The 20,272-nt window shown below is 60.4% G+C and carries 12 protein-coding genes and 1 pseudogene; 5 read left to right on the top strand and 8 right to left on the bottom strand.

From position 1 onward, the window contains the following. The first annotated feature begins 264 nt into the window (after positions 1 to 264). Positions 265 to 5,520 carry a translocation/assembly module TamB domain-containing protein gene (locus MUN81_RS04365; RefSeq protein WP_245115417.1) on the top strand — a complete coding sequence of 1,752 codons (5,256 nt, stop codon included), beginning with the start codon at positions 265 to 267 and terminating at the stop codon, positions 5,518 to 5,520. Positions 5,521 to 5,534: 14 nt separating this feature from the next. Beyond that, positions 5,535 to 7,895 (top strand): BamA/TamA family outer membrane protein, encoded by a 2,361-nt coding sequence (locus MUN81_RS04360; RefSeq protein ID WP_245115415.1) that lies wholly within the window; start codon positions 5,535 to 5,537, stop codon positions 7,893 to 7,895. A gap of 101 nt (positions 7,896 to 7,996) precedes the next feature. On the opposite strand, the gene MUN81_RS04355 is transcribed toward MUN81_RS04360, so the two are convergent. From MUN81_RS04355 to MUN81_RS04325, 7 genes are all read right to left on the bottom strand, one after another. Further along, positions 7,997 to 9,166 (bottom strand): hypothetical protein, encoded by a 1,170-nt coding sequence (locus MUN81_RS04355; protein WP_245115413.1) that lies wholly within the window; start codon positions 9,164 to 9,166, stop codon positions 7,997 to 7,999. A gap of 642 nt (positions 9,167 to 9,808) precedes the next feature. Next, the gene (locus MUN81_RS04350; protein ID WP_245115411.1) at positions 9,809 to 10,114 is read right to left on the bottom strand and encodes a hypothetical protein; all 306 of its coding nucleotides are present in this window, start codon (positions 10,112 to 10,114) and stop codon (positions 9,809 to 9,811) included. Between the two features lie 151 nt (positions 10,115 to 10,265). Then, positions 10,266 to 10,832: a 2'-5' RNA ligase family protein gene (locus MUN81_RS04345; protein ID WP_245115409.1), complete on the bottom strand. Its 567-nt coding sequence runs from the start codon at positions 10,830 to 10,832 to the stop codon at positions 10,266 to 10,268. A 76-nt stretch (positions 10,833 to 10,908) separates the two neighbouring features. Next, the gene (locus tag MUN81_RS04340) at positions 10,909 to 11,343 is read right to left on the bottom strand and encodes a hypothetical protein (protein ID WP_245115407.1); all 435 of its coding nucleotides are present in this window, start codon (positions 11,341 to 11,343) and stop codon (positions 10,909 to 10,911) included. A gap of 209 nt (positions 11,344 to 11,552) precedes the next feature. After that, positions 11,553 to 13,007, bottom strand: a complete 1,455-nt coding sequence (locus MUN81_RS04335; RefSeq protein WP_245115405.1) for a TolC family protein — start codon at positions 13,005 to 13,007, stop codon at positions 11,553 to 11,555. Continuing rightward, positions 13,000 to 16,191, bottom strand: a complete 3,192-nt coding sequence (locus MUN81_RS04330; RefSeq protein ID WP_245115403.1) for an efflux RND transporter permease subunit — start codon at positions 16,189 to 16,191, stop codon at positions 13,000 to 13,002. Before MUN81_RS04330 ends, MUN81_RS04335 begins: the two co-directional genes overlap by 8 nt. 144 nt (positions 16,192 to 16,335) lie before the next feature. After that, complete coding sequence (locus MUN81_RS04325) at positions 16,336 to 17,421, bottom strand: efflux RND transporter periplasmic adaptor subunit (RefSeq protein ID WP_245115401.1); 1,086 nt, start codon at positions 17,419 to 17,421, stop codon at positions 16,336 to 16,338. A 512-nt stretch (positions 17,422 to 17,933) separates the two neighbouring features. Here MUN81_RS04325 and MUN81_RS04320 point away from each other — a divergent pair. The 3 genes from MUN81_RS04320 (at position 17,934) to MUN81_RS04310 (ending at position 19,412) form a co-directional block, all read left to right on the top strand. Next, on the top strand, positions 17,934 to 18,161 hold the full coding sequence (locus MUN81_RS04320) for a UPF0175 family protein (protein ID WP_245115399.1): 228 nt from the start codon (positions 17,934 to 17,936) through the stop codon (positions 18,159 to 18,161). Continuing rightward, the gene (locus tag MUN81_RS04315; RefSeq protein ID WP_245115397.1) at positions 18,154 to 18,615 is read left to right on the top strand and encodes a DUF3368 domain-containing protein; all 462 of its coding nucleotides are present in this window, start codon (positions 18,154 to 18,156) and stop codon (positions 18,613 to 18,615) included. Before MUN81_RS04320 ends, MUN81_RS04315 begins: the two co-directional genes overlap by 8 nt. A gap of 155 nt (positions 18,616 to 18,770) precedes the next feature. Beyond that, entirely contained in the window at positions 18,771 to 19,412 is a 642-nt protein-coding gene (locus MUN81_RS04310) for a DUF4272 domain-containing protein (RefSeq protein ID WP_245115395.1), read from the top strand. 107 nt (positions 19,413 to 19,519) lie between these two features. Here the strand turns inward: MUN81_RS04310 and MUN81_RS04305 are convergent. Continuing rightward, positions 19,520 to 20,233: pseudogene (locus MUN81_RS04305) on the bottom strand (peroxidase family protein); the annotation flags it as partial. Positions 20,234 to 20,272 lie beyond the last annotated feature (39 nt).

The raw sequence follows: 20,272 nt of genomic DNA, 5'->3' as shown, positions 1-20,272 counted from the left end.
ACGGAGGAATGGCCTTGTGCAACCCGTTGTGCAAGACGGAATAGGAATATCCAGACACCATTTGTGCAATCGATTGTACTCAGTTGCTGAATTCTAGTGCCCGGCGGCCGTTTTGGTAGACTTCAAATAGAAAGATTTCGGCGCCCCGATTTATTACGTGTCATTTCACCTTCGGTCAATACGGACCCGGTTTCCAACCCCGGCCCGGGGTTTTGCGTTTGGAAGGGCTGCCTTGCTACGTGTTGCCGCTAATTCCTTCCTGCCTTGTCCACTTTTCTGCGTCGTGCCCTTTACGGATTGCTGGGGTTAATTGCCTTGGTGCTGCTGCTCGTCATAGCGGTGGTGGTGTTTTTGCAATTCTCTGCGGGGCAAGACTTTGTAGCCAAGCGCGCCGAGAGCTACCTGCGCGGCAAGCTGGGCACGGAGGTGCGCATTGGTAAGTTTCGCACGGACTTTCGTCACGTCATCAACCTCGACGGGGTGTACGTGGAAGACCAAAAGCGCGATACGCTGCTTTCGGTGGGCCACCTGGGTGTCGACGTCGACATCTGGGCCCTGCTGCACAGCCAAGTCAACGTGTCGAACGTGGAGCTGAACGACGGCCGGGTGCGCCTCACCCGCACCGAGCCCGACTCGGTGAACAACTACGACTTCATCATTGCGGCCTTCACCGACCCCACGGCGCCGGTGGACACCACGGCTTCGGGCCTGAAGTACGACATCGGCAAGGCCCGGCTCACCAACATCTACTTCACGCAGAATGACCAGGTGACCGGTTCCGACATTCGGGCCCGCATCGGGGAATTCACGGCCAACATGGACGAGGTAGATGTGGACAACTCCATCTACAAGGTGGATAATGCGGCCCTGCGCCGCTCGGCCATCAGCATTGTGCAGACCAAAACGGCCCCGGAGGTGGAAAGCCCCGGCCCCACCGAGCCGCTCACCCTGCAGTTCGGCCTGAACCGGGCCACGCTCGACAGCGTGCGGTTTGTGTATAAAAACGACCCGGCCGCGCAGTACATCAGCACCACCATCGGCCTGGCCGACGTCACCGCCAAGGACATCGACCTGCAGCGGCAGCGCGTTAACCTGGGCAAGCTCACGCTTAAAAACACCACTTTCGCCTACGCCCAAAATGAGCAGGTGCCGGTGGAAGAGCGAGTGGTGAACCCCGCCGAAGCCGTGCGCAAGCTCGACGAAGCCACCGACAAAGCCAAAGCCGCTACCGGCCAGGCCGCCGCCTCGCCCGGCTGGCGCGTGAACCTCGACCAGTCCGACATCAGCGGCCTGGCCGTCAATTTCGACAACTTCAACGAGCCGAAGCAGCGCACCCGCGTGCCGGCCATGGACTACAACCACCTGCACTTTACGGACCTGGTGCTGAACACGCGCGACCTGCGCTACTCCGAAAACAGCACCACCGGCCGCGTGGAAAACCTGGCCGGCAAAGAGCAAAGCGGCTTTCAGATTGATAAGTGGCGGGCCAACGTGGTGTACGACTCGGTGCAGATTCGCCTCGACAGCCTCGACTTGGTGACGCCGCACACCCGCATCCGGCGCACGCTGGCCATTGGCTACGAAAGCCTGGCCGCGCTGGGCGACACCAAGAACCTGCCGAACCTGAAGATTGAAGGCGACCTGCGCGATGTGCGGCTGGGCTTCCGCGACATTCTGTACCTGGCGCCGGATTTAGCCGGCACGCCGCCTTTCAACACGGGCCCCAACCAGTCGGTGCTGCTGAATGGGCAGATTGCCGGGCGCGTGGGCGACTTCACCGTGCGCAACCTGGAGTTTGTGGGCCTGCGCAACACAGTGCTGAAGGCCCGCCGCGGCCGCATTCAGGGCCTGCCCAATACCGATGCGCGGCTGTATGCCGACCTCGACATTCAGGATTTTCATACCACCGAGGCCGACATTCGCAGCTTGGCGCCGAAGGGCAGCATTCCCAGCAACATCAGCATTCCGCCCTCGCTGGCACTTAGCGGCACCTTCCGCGGCCGGCCCACCACGCTGGCGTTCGACACCAACCTGAAGCTGCGCAGCACCTACGGCGACCTGGCTTTCAGCGGCAACGTGGGCGCGCCGCAGGCCAACGGGCGGCAGCCGCTGGTGGGCACCTTCGCGGTGGGTGGGTTTGACTTTGGCAAGCTGCTCAAAAACCCGCAAATCGGGCGCGTCACGGCCACAGGGCGCATCAATGCCACGGGTAACTTGAAGGACCCCGGCACGCTGGTGGGCCGGGTGCAAAGCACCGTGCAGAGCGCCCGCTACAATGGCTACACCTACCGCGGTGTGGTGGCGACGGTCGACCTCGACCGCAACCGCTACGTCATCAACGCCAACAGCAAGAACGACCCCAACCTGAACCTAGACCTGCAGGCCGTGGTAAATCTGCGAGATGCCCGCAATCCTACTTACGAAGTAACCAGTCTGAACCTGCGCGGCGCTAACCTCACAGCGCTGGGCTTCTACACCGGCGGCGACCTGCGGGTGCAGGGCAACCTTAAAGCCAACCTGCGCGGCTCGGATTTGAACTCGCTGAACGGCACCTTCAGCGGCCAGAAGATTGTGATAGTGCGCGACAACCAGCCTTTCGCGCTCGATTCGCTCAACGGCCGCATCGTGCAGATGGCCACGCGCACCACCGCCGTCATCACCTCCGACATTGCTAACGTGAACCTCGACGGCAACGTGCACCTCGGCGACATTGCCACCGAGCTGCAACAGCACCTTGACCGCTACTTCGACGTGCCTGGCGTGAAGTATGTGCCCAGCGCCGCCGACCGCCATTTCACCTACTCGCTCAAGCTGAAAGACCCCAAGCTGGCCACCAAGCTGGTGCCGGGCCTGAAGAAGATTTCGCCCTTCACGCTGGCCGGCGAATACTCGCGGCAGGCGGCCCGCCTCACGGCCAACACCAGCATTCCCCTCATTCAGTACAACAACTACCGGCTCGATTCGCTGCGGCTGAACGTGGACTCGGACCCCGGCAAGCTGGATTATGGCCTGCGTCTGGCCCAAGCCGCCCAGGACACAACCCTGAAGCTGCGCCGTCCCAGCGTGATTGGCAACGTGGCCAACAACAAGGTATTTGCCCGCGCCGCCATTCTGGGCGACTCGGCCAACCGTGAGCGGCTGGCGCTGGCCGGCACCGCGCAAGCGCTGGCCCAGCCGCGCGGCGAAGTGGCCTACCAGTTCGAGGCCGCGCCCGAGCAGATTATCAACTATGAAAACTGGACGGCGGGCGCCAACAACTACGTGCGCTACTACCCCACCGGCGCCGTGGTGGCCAGCGGCCTCAACCTGACCAATGGCCGCAGCACGCTGGCCCTGCAAAGCCAGAACCCCGCGGTGCCTAGCTCGCCGCTGGGCGTCACGTTTACCAATTTCGAGCTGGCCGAGCTGGCCAAGATTGTGCAGCAGCAGGATTCGCTGGTGGCCGGGCAGCTGAATGGCACGGCCCGCATCGACAACCTAGGCAAGCCCAATCAGGCCTTCACGGCCGATGCCACCGTCAAGAACCTGGTGTTCCAGAAGGCGCTTATCGGCGACATCGCCTTCAACGCCACCAACCCCAGCGCGGGCCGCTACGACGTGGATGCCCGCCTGACCGGCGGCGCCGTGGGCAGCGTGGGCGGCAGCGGCAACGACGTGCAGGTGCGCGGCACCTACCTCGCCAACAGCCCCGCTCCGCTGAACCTAACCGTGGACGCCAACCGCCTCAACCTGAAACTGGTGGAGCCTTTCTCGGTGGGCCAGGTGCGCAATGCCAACGGCTACATCAGCGGGCAGCTCACGGTGACGGGCGCGCCCTCGGCGCCGGTGGTGCGCGGCACGCTCAACACCTCGGCCGATGCCGGCTTCATTGTGCCGCAGCTGGGCTCGCCGTTCCGGCTGCCCAATCAGTCGCTCACGTTCGATGGCCGCGGCATTGCCTTCAACAACTTCACGGTGCTCGATTCGGCCTCGAACAAGGCCGTGGCAAATGGCTACCTGCTCACGAAGGACTTCATCAACTATTCCTTCGACATGACGGCCACGACCAACAATTTCCTGGCCGTGCGCAGCACCCGCGAAAACAACGAACTGTTCTACGGCCGGCTGGTGCTCGACTCGGAAACGCGCCTGACGGGGCCCGTGGAGCTTATCAAGATTGACACCCGCGTGACCGTGGTGGAAGGCTCGAACCTGACGGTGGAGTCGCCGGCGGCCACGCCTACCACGCAGGAGCGCACCGGCATTGTGGAGTTCATTGACGTGAGTGCGCCCATCGACACCATGCTGGCCCGCAAGGTGGCCCTCGATACCACCAAGGTGAACGCCACGGGCTACGACATCACGGCCGTGGTGACCATCACCAACCGCACGCCGTTCACCATCGTCATCGACCCGGTTAGTGGCGACAACCTGAAGGTGCGAGCCGCCGGCACGCTCAACACCAACATTGCCCCCGACGGCACCATCACGCTGAGCGGCCGGCTCGACGTGGCCCGTGGCCAGTATCACATGTCGCTCTACGACCTGGCCCAGCGCGATTTCATCCTGGCCCGCGGCTCGTCCATCACCTGGGACGGCGACCCCTACAACGCCACCCTCGACCTCACGGCCATCTATAAAGTGCAGGCCGCTCCGGCCGAGCTGCTGGCCGGCCAGGGCCTCGACGACCAGACGGCCAACACCATTGCCCGCAACCGCCTACCCTTCAACGTGCTGCTGAAGGTGACCGACCAGCTCAGCAAGCCCACCATCGGCTTCGACATCACGCTGCCCGAAAATCAGCGCGGAGCCCTGGGCGGGCAGGTGGATACTAAGCTGGCCCAGCTGCGCCAGCCCAGCCAGACGTCGGAGCTCAGCAAGCAGGTGTTTTCGCTGCTGATTCTGGGTCGCTTTGTGGCCCAAAACCCCTTCCAGACCAGCAGCGGCGAGGGCATTGTGGCCACGCAGCTGCGGGGCAGCGCCAGCGCCGTGCTCACCGACCAGCTCAACAACCTGACCGATAAATACCTCTCCGGCCTGGGCCTGGACCTGGGCGTGACCAACCAAGCCGACTACAGCACCGGCGAAGCCCGAAGCCGCACCGACCTGAACGTGGCTGTGCGTCGCCAGCTGCTCAACAACCGCCTGACCGTGCGCGTGGGCACCGACATCAACCTGAGCGGCGGCTCGGGCACGCAGGCCACGCAAGGCCAGAACAGCGCCAGCAACCTGGCCGGCGACGTGAGCATTGAGTACCGGGTGCTGGCCGACGGCCGCCTGCGGGTGCGCGTGTTCCGCCAAAACGGCTATGAAGACATCGACGGGCAGATTATTCGGACGGGCGCGGCCCTGGTGTTCCAGCGCGACTACCGCGACCTGAAGGAGCTGTTCTCGAAGGTGCCCAAAGACGTGAAAGCTGAGCGCCGCGCCGAGCGCAAGGAAGTGAAAGCCGAGAAAAAAGCCGAAAAAGACTCCGTGCAGCAAAACCAGCCCGCGGCGCGGGCTGACTCCACGCGTGACAAGTCCACCACCGGACGCTAATACCGAATTTGCGTATGCTTACTTACTACCGCCGTTCTGATGCCGGGCCTGGCGCAGCTCCCCGGGGCGGCCACGCGGGCACCTCGGGCAGCCGGCTTGGGGCCTGGGCAATCACGACGCTGGCGCTGCTGTGCCTGTCGGCCTGCTCGGGGCTGAAATACGTGCCTGAGGGCCAAAAGCTGTATACCGGCAGCAAGGTCACCATCAACTCGCCCGAGAAAATCACCAATGAGTCCGCGTTGCAGACGGAGCTGGAATCGGTTATCCGGCCCAAGCCCAATGCCTCGTTTCTGGGGCTGCGGCCGAAGCTGTATTTCTGGGGCCTGGGCCAAGGCAAAACCAAGGGCCTGGGCCATTTCCTGGCCGACAAGTTTGGGGAAGCACCGGTGCTGCTGAAGGATGTGAAGATTGCCGCCACCAGCGGCCTCATCACCAACCGGCTCTATAATAACGGCTTCTTCAAAGGCACGGTGACCAACGAGGTGAAAACCCAGGAAAAAACCGCGCAGGTGAACTACACGGCCAATACCGGCCGGGTATATACCATTCAGGAAATTCATTTTCCCGACCGCGACACGCTGGTGGATAAGGACATTCGGGCCACGCAGGCGGGCAGCCTGCTCAAAGTGGGCGATGCCTACAACCTGAACACCTTCACGGCCGAGCGGGTGCGCATCGACAACGCGCTGAAAAACTCGGGCTACTTCTACTTCAACCCCGACTACATCCTGTTTCAGGTCGACAGCACGCTGAACAACAAAATCAACGTGTACCTGCGGGTGAAGGCCAAGGCGCCGGACAAAGCCACCAAGCCCTACTGGCTCGAACGCATTCGCCTGAACACCAACTATGTGCTGACGGATACGACCACCCGGCAGCCCATTATGTACAAGAAGTACGAATACTACCCCGACGAGGAAATATTCAAGGCCAAAGCCATTACCAACGCCACTTTCCTGTACCCGGACAGCCTGTACCGCCGCCGCCGCCGCGACCAGACCATCAGCCGCCTGATGAGTTTGAATACGTTCAAGTTCGTGGAAATCCGGCTGCGGCCTTCGGCGGCCGGCGATTCGGCTGGCCGCGCCCGCCTCGACGCCGACGTGCTGATGACCCAGCTCAAGCGCAAAAGCCTGCGGGCCGACCTGCAGCTGGTGAGCAAGAGCAACGGCTTCACCGGCCCCGGCCTCACGTTGTCGTTTCGCAACCGCTCGGCCCTGCGCGGCGGCGAGCAGCTGCTGGTGAACGCCGTGGCCAGTACCGAAACCCAAAGCGGCAACGGCAACGGCGCCCTCGGCCTCACCAGCTACGAGTTTGGGCTGAACGCGCAGCTGGTGTTTCCGCGGCTGGTGGTGCCCGACTTGCCGCTGCTCGACATGCACCTGCCCAATTCCGATTTCCAGCCGCGCACCACCCTCGGGGCCGGCTACCGCACCGTGACGCGGGCCGACTATTTCCGCGAGGACTTCTTCAACCTGAACTACGGCTACACCTTCAAAACGAAGATTACCAACGAGCAGGAAATCCGGCCCATCGACGTCACCTACGTGCGCCTGAGCAACACCACCGAGGCATTCAACACCCTGCTGGACACGCGGCGCTACCTGCGCAGCGCTTTCGAGCAGCAGTTCATTCTGGCCAGTTCCTACCGCTACACCTACAACCAGCAGGTGCTGGAGCAGCGCCGCCAGCAGATTTATTTCAGCGGCCAGGTAGAGGGCAGCGGCAACGTGGCCAGCCTCATTGCCCAGGCCACGGGCCAGAGCCGCAACCTGCCCGACCAGGGCTACACCGTGCTGGGCCAGCAGTTCAGCCAGTACCTGAAGTTTGATTTGGAGCTGCGCGAGTACTACCGCATCAGCCAGAATCCCACCTCCGGCAACCGCATCGTGGCGCGCCTGCAGGCCGGCATCGGCATGCCCTACGGCAACTCCGTGGTGCTGCCCTATCCCAAGCAGTACGGCATTGGCGGCCCCAACAGCGTGCGGGCCTTCGCAGCGCGCGGCATTGGGCCCGGCACCTACCGCCCCCAAACCACCGAGCAGAGCCTCAACCAGTTCTACGACCAGGTGGGCGACATCCGCCTCGAAGGCAACGTGGAATACCGCCAGGACCTGGTGCCCTACGTCAAAGGCGCCCTGTTCGTAGATGCCGGCAACATCTGGCTGGCCAACGCCGACCCCGAGCGGCCCGGCGGCGAGTTCAAAGCCAATAGCTTCCTTAACCAGCTGGCCGTGGGCTACGGCGCGGGCCTGCGCATCGACGTGCAGTTTTTCGTCATCCGCTTCGACTACGCCCTGCCGTTTAAAGCCCCTTACGGCACGCCCGATAATCCCGCGGGCCGGTTCAACTTAGCCATTGGTTATCCCTTCTAAGGGGTAAAATGGTAGATTGAGTAAATGCGTAAAGTAGATGTTCTGATAGCTCTATTAATAGCGCCAGAACATCCACTTTACGCATTTACTCATCCACCATTTTACCGAATTATCGGCATCCGCTCAAACGGCCTTTCGCGGTCGAAGAGGTAGCGGTAGGTGGCGTGGGTTTTCAGAATCTTGGCGCCGATAGAGCGGGTGGTCACCAGCATGCGCGGGTTGAAGTCGCCAATCCAGTTCATCTCAATGTCGGCGTAGCCCGCGTCGATGAAGGCCTGGCGGGCATACACCAGCATGGCCGCGTCCACGCCCTTGCCTTGGTGCTCGGGCACCACGCCGTAGATGATGCCGAACAGCTTCTTGTCGCGGCGCTGCATGTAGCGGCGCTGCTCCCACAAAAAGCGCAGCTTGCCCAGCAAGTTGAGGCGCCGGCCCACGTGCTTGAAAATCTGATTCAGCTCGGGCAGGCTGATGAAAAAGGCCACCGGCTCCTCGCCGTGGTAGGCAAACCAGAGCAGGCGCTCGTCCAGCACGGGCTTCATCTGCTGCACAATCTTGCGGGCTTCGTCCAGGGTCATGGGCTTCACGCCCGAGTGCCGGGCCCAGGCCAGGTTGTACACGTGGTGGAAGTCCTGGGCCAGCTTTTCGGCCTCCTGTTTGCGGGCGTGGGCAAAGCGGTAGGTGCCGGCGTGCTCCTCGGCCCGCTTCGCGAAACTGGGGTGCAGCTCGGCCGCCGTGGTGCGGTAGCAGGTGTACTGCTTGAAATAGAGTTCGAACCCATACTGCTCAAACAGCGGCCGGTAATAAGCCGGGTGCCAGAACATACCGTAGTTCGGCTCCAGGTCGTAGCCATCGATGAGCAGGCCCCAGAACCGGTCCCGCTCGCCGAAGTTGATGGGGCCGTCCATGGCCTGCATGCCGCGGGCCGCCAGCCAGAGCCGGGCCGCCTCGAAGAGCTGATTGGCGGCCGCTTGGTCGTCGATGCACTCAAAGAAGCCCATGCCGCCGGTGGGCAACTCGGCGTTTTGCACGTCCACCGCGTCGCGGTTGAGGAAGGCGGCCACCCGGCCCATGGTCTGGCCGCTGGCGTCGGTGAGCACCCAGCGGGCGCACTCGCCGTTTTTGAATTTAGGGTTTTTGGCGGGGTCAAACACGGCTTCCACCTCGTTTTCGAGCGGGCCGATGTAGTTGGGCACGCCGGCGTGCAGACGGGCCGGCAATTCAATAAACAATCGCGCCAGGCGGTCGTCAACAACTTCAATTAGCGGCATAGGCAAAGGCGGTGCGCGGGCGCGGCAGCTTCCCTAGCTGCCTGGGGCCGGCACTGCCGCAAAGAAACGGGCTGGCGGCTGCTCGGCCCGGCAGCCAGCCTTAGCGCGGCGGGTTTGCACAGGCGTTTTCGCGGGCGGCGCTGCTGTTGGCGTAGCCTCCGGCCGGTTCGCGTGCCAGCCCGCGGCCGGGGCTGCCCGTAGCCAAGCGGCTGGTTTCGAATTGTCCCAACAAGTAGCAAAATGGGCACTCATGCCTCTCCTCCCCCATTCCCAGCACGCGCGCCGTTTCGGCAATCTTCAACGCCACTTTGCACCGCGGGTGCGTGTGGTAGATGGTGGCCTCCACTTTACCCGGCAAGTTGGAATAGAAGGGAAATGGTGGAATCATACTGCGTCATCTCAAGCCGAAATAAATGTACAAAAAAAATATTTTATTTGACTAAAATTACAAACAATCTGTGACCTACGTAGAAAAATGATATTTATCATTTAATAGCCGTACCATTGCCAAAGTTGGAAACTTCATACCGCCTAGCAACTACTTAGCTACCTCACACTGCAAATCAATGCGCCATAAGCAATAATGGCCGGCCGCAATTGCTTGCGGCCGGCCACTGGTAGCTGGACAAAACAGGCAGTTGCCTATTTCTTGGGCTTAATCTTGGTCTTATTGCGCTTGTCCTTCACCTTGGCATCGGTTTGCATGGCCGGAGCGGGCGTCACAACTGTGGTGGTGGAACTAGCAGGCGCCGTTTCTACCGTGGTGGTAGTCGACTCGGTGCTGATAGCCGGGGCGGGAGCCGGTATGGCAGTCGGGTACGACGGCGAGGCGGGCGTAGCCGGCGTTACCGTGGTTTGGCGAGTAGTGGTGGTGGTGCTGGTTTGGGCACTGGCCGAATAGCCGGCCGATGTAACCAACAGCGCGAGCAGAAACAATTGCTTTTTCATAGCGGCTAAGAAGTTAGTGAAACCATATCCCGCGTCGCAAAACGCGAAATCGAGAGCTTTTAACGCAATCGACGCAAAAGTGTTGGCCTGGCCTGCGGCACAGCTTACTGAAGTGGGACTGAGCCGCCTGAGGCACCACCTAAGCGCCCTTTCAGCCCGTCAGCGGCTTGGCCGTCCCGGTATCGGCCAGGCCAAAGGTGACGCGTGGCTCCCAGCGTTGCCCGTCGTGACGAAACAGCGTGAGGTGGCTCACCACAAACCCTGCGGCGTAGGAACGGGCCGCAAACTGTTCCTGCAGCGCGGGCACCTGCACGGGCGGCAGGTCGCGGGTGGCCAGCGTGAGGTGCGGCGTGAAGGGCCGGCTCTCGGGTGGCACTTCGGGCAGGTGAATGGCGCACCAGTCCATGAGGGCCGCGTGCAGCGCCCGGATGGGGCCGGGCTCGCTTACGCGCACAAACAGGGTGCGGTTACCAAACCACGCAAAGCCACGCAGGGCCACGCTGGCCGGGCCCTGCGTGGCCGCAAAAGCCGTTAGCGCCGCCGTGCAGCGGGCCTCAAACGCATCGGGCTGGCGCAGGGGCGGCAGCAGCGTGATGTGGGGTGGCAGCCGCACGGCGTTGCGACTGCCCGTGAGGCGATGCACCTCCTGCTTCAGGGCCCAGGTTTCGGAAAAGACGGGCTCCGGCGGCAGCACGGCCAGCAGGTACAGCGTTTTCATAGCACATAGCAAACAAGAAGTCCTTGCTCTACGCAAAACGCCTGCCCGGCTGCCAGGGCCTCGTATGCTGTCCCGCTCAGGAAAGCAGCCGGGCCTGGTGAGCGGCGCTTATCAGGCCTGGGGCATTTTTGAGGGTGGCCAGCACCACTTCCTTCGCGGCCTGCTTCAACTCGTCTTTGCTGATGTCGCGCGCTTCTTCTTTCACCAGCTCGCCCATGGTCTGGAATGCGTGCAGCAGCGTTTTGCGGCTGGGTTTTTCGGCTTTCAGCTCGTCATAGACCCGGGCAATCTGGGCATTAATCCGGAGGCGGCGGGTGTGAAACACGGAGTCGCTGGCCGTGTGCGACTGCACGGCTTCGAGCACGGCCACCAGCGGCCGCCACCGGGTGGCGGTGAGCAGCACAGCGTCGCTCAGACGGTGCCGGTGGCTGGCCTCCGCAAGGGGGACGGGCGTTTCCGTCGGTTCGGGGTAGTGGCTGGGCCGGCGGTCGGTGGCACGTTCAGCGGGCATCGGGTCGGAGTTGCCGGAAGGCATAGCTGGGCACAAAAGTCAATAGGCTCGTCCAAGATACGCGTGCCGCTCCGGTCCTACCAACGGCCCAGCCCTCCCTTGCCGCGTACGGGCAACACCACCGGGCTGAACACAAAACGCCCCGCTACGAACTCGTGCGGGGCGCTTCTTGTGCTGCTCTAACGGCTACGGGGCTTTGCGGCGCCCAGCTATTGCCAGCCGCCACCCAGCGCGCGGTACACGTTCACCGTCGCATTGAGCTGCTGCATCTTGGTTTCGATGAGGTCGAACTTCGACTCCAACGCGTCGCGCTGGGTGAAGAGAACTTCCGTGTAGTCGGCGCGGGCGTAGCGGAAGAGGCTGTTCGAGATATCGACCGACTGGTTCAGGGCCGCTACTTCCTTGGCCTTAGCGTCGTAGCTTTTCTCCAGGTTGCTGATGTTGGAAAGCTGGTTGCTTACCTCCACGTAGGCATTCAGCACCGTCTTTTCGTAGCGGTACACGGCCTGGGTTTGGGTGGCGTTGGCGCTGTAGTAGGTGGCCTTGATGCCGTTACGGTTGAACAGCGGCCCGGCCAAATCGGCGCCCAGCGAATAGAGCATGGACTGCGGCGTGCTCACCAGCAGGCCGGGCGTGAAGGCCGCCAGGCCCACGCCGCCGGCCAGGCTCAGCGAGGGATAGAAGTTGGCCCGGGCCACCTGCACGTCCAGCTTGGCGGCTGCCAGCTGCTGCTCGGCCTGCCGGATGTCGGGGCGGTTGCTGAGCAGCTGGGTGGGCAGGCCAGCCGTGATGACGGACGGCTGCAAGTCGTTGAACGTGGCGTCGTCGCGCGTCACCGGCTGCGGGTAGCGGCCGGCCAGGTAGTTCAGCTTGTTCTCGGTTTCGGTGATGCTTTGCTGCAGCTTGAACTGCAGGCTGCGCGTATGCTGCACCTGGGCCTCGAAGCGCTTGACGGCCAACTCGGTGGTGCGGGCCGATTCCTTCTGCAGGCGCACCAGCTCCAGCGCGTTGCTCTGAATGCCGATGTTCTGCTTCACAATGGCCAGCTGATTGTCCAGCGCCAGCAGCTCGTAATACGAGTTGGCAATCTCCGAAATCAGGTTGGTCACCATGAAGTTTTTGCCTTCCACCGAAGCCAGGTAGCGCAGGGCGGCCGCCTTCTTGGCGTTGCGCAGTTTGTGCCAGATGTCGACCTCCCAGGTGGCAAACGCGCCCAGCTGGAAGTTAGTGAGCGGGTCAGGCGTGCGGCGGTCTTCCTTGATGTCGACCTGCTCCTCGGTAGCGCCTTGCAACGTGTAGCGGCCCACTTTCTCCACGTCGGCGCGAGCCCCCAGGCCCACGAAGGGCAGGTACTCGCCGCTGCGGGCACGCACTTCGTTCTTGGCAATCTCGATTTCCTGCAGCGTGATGTTCAGCTCCTGGTTGTTTTGCAGGGCCGTCTCAATCAGGGATTTCAGGTTGGGGTCGGTGAAAAACTGTTTCCACTGCACGCGGGCCAGGTTGGCGCTGTCGGCGGTGGCGGTGGCAGCGGCCGAGGCCGTGGGGTAGCTGGCCGGCGTGTTGCGGGTTTCGTTCTTCACCACCAGCTCCGGGGTCTTGCAGGCCCCCACGGCGAGGGCCAGGCCGGCCGCGCCGAGGGCTTGATAAATTCGTTTCTTAAGCATAAGGCTCCATTTCTTCAAGTATAACGCGGGGCTCTACGCCTTCGAGGATGGGCGATTCATTCTCATCCTTAATTAGTTTGCTGTTGCCGGCCAGGGTGCCGAAGAAGTAGTACAGGCCGGGGATGATGATTACCCCGAACACCGTACCGAACAGCATGCCGCCCAGCGCCGAGCTACCGATGGTGCGGTTGCCGATGGCGCCGGCGCCGGTGGCCACCACCAGCGGAATCAGGCCGGCGATGAAGGCGAACGAGGTCATGAGAATCGGGCGGAAACGGGTCTTGGCACCTTCGATGGCCGCGTCGCGCACGCTCATGCCTTCCTCGTGTTTCAGGGCCGCGAATTCGACAATCAGTACCGCGTTTTTACCCAGCAGACCGACAAGCATTACCAGACCAACCTGGGCGTAAATGTCGTTGGCCAGGCCAAACATCTTGATGAAGAGGAACGAGCCAAACACACCCGCCACCAGCGAAAGGATAACGGCCAGCGGCAACAGGAAGCTTTCGTACTGCGCGGCCAGCACCAGGTACACGAACACGAGCACGATGAGGAAAATCACGGTCGACTCGTTGCCGCGGCCCACTTCGTCTTTCGACAGGCCGCCCCAGTCGATGCCGTAGCCGTGGGGCAAGCTCTCGGCCACTTCCTGCACCGCCTTGATAGCCTCGCCCGAGCTGAAGCCCGGCGCGGCGCCACCCCGGATGGAGCCGGTGGTGTACATGTTGTAGCGGTTGATTTCGTTGGCGCCCTGCGTCTTCACGATTTTCATGAAGGCCGAGAAGGGTACCATTTCGCCCTTGTCGTTCTTGGCCCACATGTTCAGGATGTCCTCGGGCAGCTTGCGGTACTCCGGCGAGGCCTGCACGAACACCTTGAAAAAGCGCTGGTACTTGATGAAGCCCAGTTCATAGGTCGAGCCCACCAGGATGCTCAGCGTGTTCATGGCATTGCCGATGCTCACGCCTTTTTGCATGGCCAGCTCGTTGTCAATCTTGAGCTCGTACTGCGGGTAGTTGGCCGAGAAGAAGGTGAACACACCGGTCAGCTCCTTGCGCTTTTTCAGCTTGGCGATGAATTCGTTGTTCACTTTTTCCAGCGCCTTGTAGTCGCCGGAGTTGGTCTTATCAAGCAGCTGCAGTTGGAAACCACCTGCCGCGCCGTAGCCCGGTACTGCCGGCGGCTCGAAGAATTCGATGGTCGCGCCGGGAATTTCCTTGGCCTTTTTCTCCAGCTGCTCCACAATCTCGGCAATGGATTCCTTACGCTCCGACCACGGCTTCAAGTCAATCAAGCAAGTGCCGGCGTTCGAGCCGCGGCCCTCAGTCAGTACCTCGTAGCCAGCCAGGGTCGAGATGTTGGCGATGCCGGGCACGTCCTTGGCCAGGTCGCGCAGGCGGTGCGATACGGCGTTGGTTTGTTCCAGCGTGGTGCCGGGCGGCGTCTGCACGATGGCGTAAATCAGGCCCTGGTCCTCGCTCGGAATGAAGCCAGCCGGCAGACCTGCGGAGATGGCCCAGATGCCCAGCCCGAAGGCCACCAGCATCACGAACGTCACAATACGGTTGGCTACAATGCGTTGCAGCAGGCCCACGTAAGCATTCGTCAGCTTCTCAAACCCGCGGTTGAACCAGTCGAAGAAGCGCTGCAAGGGCGTTTTCTTCTTGGGCTCGCCGTGGTGGTTTTTCAGAATCATGGCGCAAAGCACCGGCGTCAGGGTCAGAGCCACGAGGCCCGAAATCACGATGGCCGTGGCCATGGTAATGGAGAACTGGCGGTAGAAAATGCCCACCGGGCCGCTCATGAACGACACGGGAATGAACACGGCCGTCATCATGATGGTGATGCCGATAATGGCGCCGCTGATTTCGCCAACGACTTGTCGGACTGCATTATAGGGCGATAGATGCTGCTCGTCCATCTTGGCGTGCACCGCCTCAATCACCACAATGGCGTTATCGACCACAATACCAATCGAAAGCACTAGCGCAAACAGCGTAATCATGTTGATGGTGAGGCCAAAGGCCTGCATCGCAATGAACGAGCCCACCAGCGACACCGGCACGGCCAGCGCCGGAATCAGCGTCGAGCGCCAGTCGCCGAGGAAGATGAAGACCACCAGCGCCACCAGGATAAAGGCGTCGCGCAGGGTGTGAATCACGTTCTCAATCGAGGCGTCGAGGAAGTTCGACACGTCGTAGGTGATTTTGTAGTCCATGCCGGGCGGGAAGCTGGTCTTCTTCAGCTCTTCCAGCTTAGCCTTCACCTCTTTAATCACGTCCGAAGCGTTCGAGCCGTAGGTCTGCTTCAGCACGATGGCCGCCGACGGGTACTGGTTCAGGTTGGAGTAGATGTCGTAGTATTCCGAGCCCAGCTCCACGTTGGCCACGTCCTTCAGGTGCAGGCTTTCCCCGTTGGCGTTGGCCCGCAGAATCACGTTCTTATATTGCTCCACGTCGTTGAAGCGGCCCTGGTAGCTCAGCACGTATTCCAGCGACTGCGCGTTCTTGCCATCGGCGCGCCCGATACGGCCCGGCGAGCCAATCACGCTCTGCTCGTCCAGCGCCTTCATCACGTCGTCTACCGAGATGTTGTAGGCCCGCATGCGGTCGGGCTTCAGCCACACGCGCATGGCGTACTGCCGGCTACCCAGGATGCTGGCCCGGCCAATGCCGCCGAGGCGCTGCAGCTCGGGTATCATGTTCACGCCGGCGAAGTTGAACAGGTACTTCATGTCCGTGTTCTTGTCTTTCGAATACAAGTTCACGTACATCAGCATGTTAGGCACCACGCGGTTCACAATCACGCCCTCGCGCTGCACAATCAGCGGCAGGCGGTTGAGCACCTGCGCAATACGGGTGTTCACGTTCACCACCGCCTGGTCGGGGTTGGTACCCAGGTTGAAGACAATCTGAATGTTGGCCTCACCGGCCGATACGGCGTCGGAAGTCATATACTTCATGCCCGGCACCCCGTTCACCGCCTGCTCCAGCGGAATCAGCACCGACTCGGTCAGCACCTTAGCGCTAGCGCCAGGGTAGGAGGCGCTCACCATCACAAGGGGCGGCGAAATCTCCGGAAACTGCGACGTGGGCAGCTGCATGATGGCCAGCCCGCCCATGAGCAGAATGGACACCGAAATAACAATGGCAAATACGGGCCTGCGAATGAATTTACTAAACATATTCTTCTGGCTGTGTGGATATTATGGGTAGAGGTGCCGGGCACCTGTAGCGTGGACTCTGCGAGTCCGCGCATGAGCGGGATGTTCGCCCGGGCGCGGACTCGCAGAGTCCACGCTACACCCCGCCGGGCGGCGCCCTGACGCTTACTCGGCCGTCACCTTCAAATTCGAGAGCACCCCCTGCGGCGCTTTGTAGTCGTAGGTCACCTTGTCGCCGTCTTTCACCTTGCGCAGGCCTTCCAGGAGGATGCGGTCGTTGGGCGTGATGCCGGAGCCAATGATGTACAGGTCAGGCATTTCGGAGGCAATGCCGACTTCGCGCTGGTGCACCACGTTGTTTTTATCAACCACGAAGACGTATTTCTTTTCGAGGATTTCGAAGGTGGCTTTCTGCGGGATGATGAGGGCGTGTTTCAGCGGCACGGTCATGAGCACGCTGCCGGTTTCGCCGTTGCGCAGCAGGCCGTCGGGGTTGGGGAAGGTGGCGCGGAAGGCGATGTTGCCGGTTTCATTATTGAAATCAGCCTCAATGGTTTGCACGATGCCGGTCTGGTCGAACACCTCGTTGTTGGCCATGCGCAGCTTCACGTGCGCGGCCTTGTCGTTCGACTTGGCGTGCTCCTTATAAGCCAGGTATTCGGCCTCGGGCACGTTGTAGTACACCCACATTTTGCTGTTGTCCGACAGGGTCGTCAGCAGGTCGCCCTCGTCCACGAGACTGCCCAGCCGGCCCTGGAAGTGGTCCATGATGCCGGTGAACGGGGCCTTCACCGTCGTGAACTGCAGGTGGGCCTGAGCCAGCGATACGTCGGCGTTGGCCTTGTCGTACTTGGCCTGCGACAGCGCCAGCTCGCTCTTCGACACGATGTTCTTGTCGGCCAGGTTCTTGGTGTTCTGGTACTCCATCTGCACGTAGTGCGCCTCGGCCTGCGACTTCTTCAGCTCGGCCTGGTACACGGTGGGCTTAATCTGGAACATGGTCTGGCCCTGCGCTACTTTCTGGCCCTCGTCCACGAAAATCTTCTCCAGGTAGCCCTTCTCCAGCGCCCGCAGCTCGATGCGCTGGTAGGAGTGAATCTGAGCCACGTACTCCTTCGTGATGGTGGTGTCCTTCTGCAAGGGGCTGGTGGCCACCAGTCTAATCTGCTCTTCGACTTGTTTTTTCTCTTCCTTGCAGCCGGTGGTGTAGCACAAAACGCCGCAACTCAGCAGCATGAATACTCTTTTCATAAGAACCTGGGGTAACGTGACAAGCGGGGGGTATTGCATAGAAAGCGGTAATGCGGCGGGAAACACCCGGCGGCCGGCCAAACCCAGAATGCAGTGGGGGAAGCCCGCGACGCTGGGCGCGGCCGGCAGATGGGTAGGGCCGAGCTAGCCGGTTTGGGGATTATTCATACTTCACGAAAGGCGTCGCTCAACTAGCAGAACGCCTTTGGCCACCAGCAACCTGCCGGGGCCAAACCAAGCCAAAAGCGCGCATCGCAGGGTGGGAGGGGCGAGGCCACGCGGCCTGGGTCATGGGGTGACAATACAAACTTCCCCCCGATGGCATGAAGCGGAAATGAAGGTTTATGAAGATGAATTTTTATTTTCCGGCCCGCATCTACCGCGTCCAGAGGCACTTTTGGGGCTGGCGGTGGGGCGGGTTGGTGAGGAATGTGAAGCCTTCCTTGTTACCTTTAATTCATCCCCCAAGCCATGACGATAAGCAGACAGGCTACTGCTTTCACCAACGAATTATGAAGACTTTAACCCTTAGCATACCGGATGCGCTTGATTTGGATAATCAGGACATCGCAATGATTGTCTCAACCCGTCTGTATGAGCAAGGCAAGCTCTCGCTGGGCCAGGCAGCAGACATAGCAGGTTTAACGAAACGGGCTTTTGCCGAGCTACTAGGCAGTTATGGCGTGTCGATATTCAATTCGCCGGCATCTGATTTAGCTAGTGACATAGCGAATGCCTAGAACCATTATTTCGGATACCAGCTGCTTCATCGTGCTGACGAAGATTGGTGCGCTCGAGCTGCTGCATCAGGTTTACGGGCAGGTGGTGACGACGCCAGATATTGCAGTGGAGTATGGCGAAACGCTGCCCGAGTGGGTAGCAGTTGTGGCGGTGAAGGACCAGACGCGGCAGCTTCTTCTGGAGATGCAGATTGACAAAGGCGAGTCCAGTGCCATTGCGTTGGCGCTTGAAACGCCGGACTGCATCCTTATTCTGGATGATTACAAAGCCCGTAAAATCGCGGAGCGGCTGGGATTGAATCTGACCGGGACGATTGGCGTAATCATCAAGGCCAAACTGCGCGGGGTGATTACGTCGGTCAAACCTTTGCTTGATAAGATTAAGCAAACGAATTTCCGGTTGTCACCAGAGCTTGAATCACTGGCATTGAAAGCCGCTGATGAACTTGATTAAGGAACAACGCCAGCGACATTCGCCTCTCCACGCTCATGCGGATTGTGTGGGAGGGTTTTGGTGAGCATTTGAAGCTGACGGTGGATTAAAACAACCCTGATTTGGCTCAAATAAATTGCTTAGTATCACAGTTTAATGTGACTAAAAACCATCTCATGACAGACGAACAGAAAATTGCAATCAAAGCAAAGAATGACAGTACCATCAGCCATAAAGGCTATAGAGTAAATGGCTGGTTGCCAATTCTGGAAACGCCAGCTTTAAGGCCGCTGAATGAAATAAAGGGCCGTATGGCTGTGATGAATGCAATGCTTAATATTGCTTTTAACGCACCAGTTCATATTATCAAAAACTGGATTGAGTCTCATGCTTTGACCGAATTTCTTTCAGATTCTGAGAGAATAATATTAAGTAAATCAAATAATGAATTAACTGATTTTGATACAGGCTCATTGCACTGGTATTTAGAGTCGTTGTGGGCTTTAATGTGGGCCACTAAAATGATTGATGACTTAGAAGCAGAAGAGCCTGTTGGAGATAACATGGCCTCCCTACTGCCCAACCTTCAAAAAGGTGACAACAACAAGAAAATTGATTCCATACTGGGTCTGCGGCAAGAATTAGAGATTTATGAAATGCTTGATTACTACTATAGATTACATTGGTACTGTGTAGATGAACGGTTAAACGGACGGCAAGCAGTATTGAGAGAAGGGTTAGTATATGAAAGGAGAAAATCTTTAGAATGGGTCTGTAATAGAGCCAATGACTGGGATAATGTAGAGATGGGAACTTGAAACTGCTGTCAAAAAGAAACGCCCCGCAACGAATTCGTTACGGGGCGTTTCTTTTGAGGCTTCAGCTACTGCCGCACCTTGCGGGGCGGAAGCGCTGACGGGAGGCCTTACGACTTGGCCAGGTCGAAGCGGCCGAGGTTCATCACTTTGGCCCACACGGCCACGAAGTCCTTCACGAACTTCTCCTGCGAGTCGCCGAAGGCGTACACTTCGGCCAATGCGCGCAGCTCGGAGTTCGAACCGAAAATCAGGTCGACGCGGGTGCCGGTCCATATCGTCTGACCGGTTTTGCGGTCGCGGCCGTTGAAGAGGTTTTGGGCATCCGAGGTGCTGGCCCAGGTGGTGTTCAGGTCGAGCAGGTTCAGGAAGTAGTCGTTGGTGAGCGCGCCGGCCTGGGTGGTGAACACGCCGTTGTTCGAGCCGTCGAAGTTGATGTTGATGGCGCGCAGGCCACCGAACAGGACGGTCATCTCGGGCGCGGTCAGGGTCAGGAGCTGGGCTTTGTCAATCAGCAGCTCCTCGGCGGCGGCGCGGTGGTGCGTTTTCAGGTAGTTGCGGAAGCCATCGGCGGCCGGCTCCAGGGCCTGGAACGATACCACGTCGGTTTGCTCCTGCGAGGCATCGGCGCGGCCGGGGGTGAAGGGCACCGTCACGTCGTGGCCAGCATTTTTGGCGGCCTGCTCGATGCCGACCACGCCGGCCAGCACGATGAGGTCGGCCATCGAAACCTGCTTGCCGCCGGTCTGGGCCGTGTTGAACTCCTGCTGAATGCCGCCGAGCTTGTTGAGCACGGTGGAGAGCTGGGCGGGGTTGTTCACCTTAAAGCGCCATGACTGAAATAGCGCTATTGCACAGTAGCT

The organism is Hymenobacter sp. 5317J-9 (assembly GCF_022921075.1).
In the GTDB taxonomy this organism is placed as follows: Bacteria; Bacteroidota; Bacteroidia; order Cytophagales; family Hymenobacteraceae; genus Hymenobacter.
Note: the sequence above shows the minus strand (reverse complement) of the source record. Positions and strands in the feature narration are given on the sequence as shown.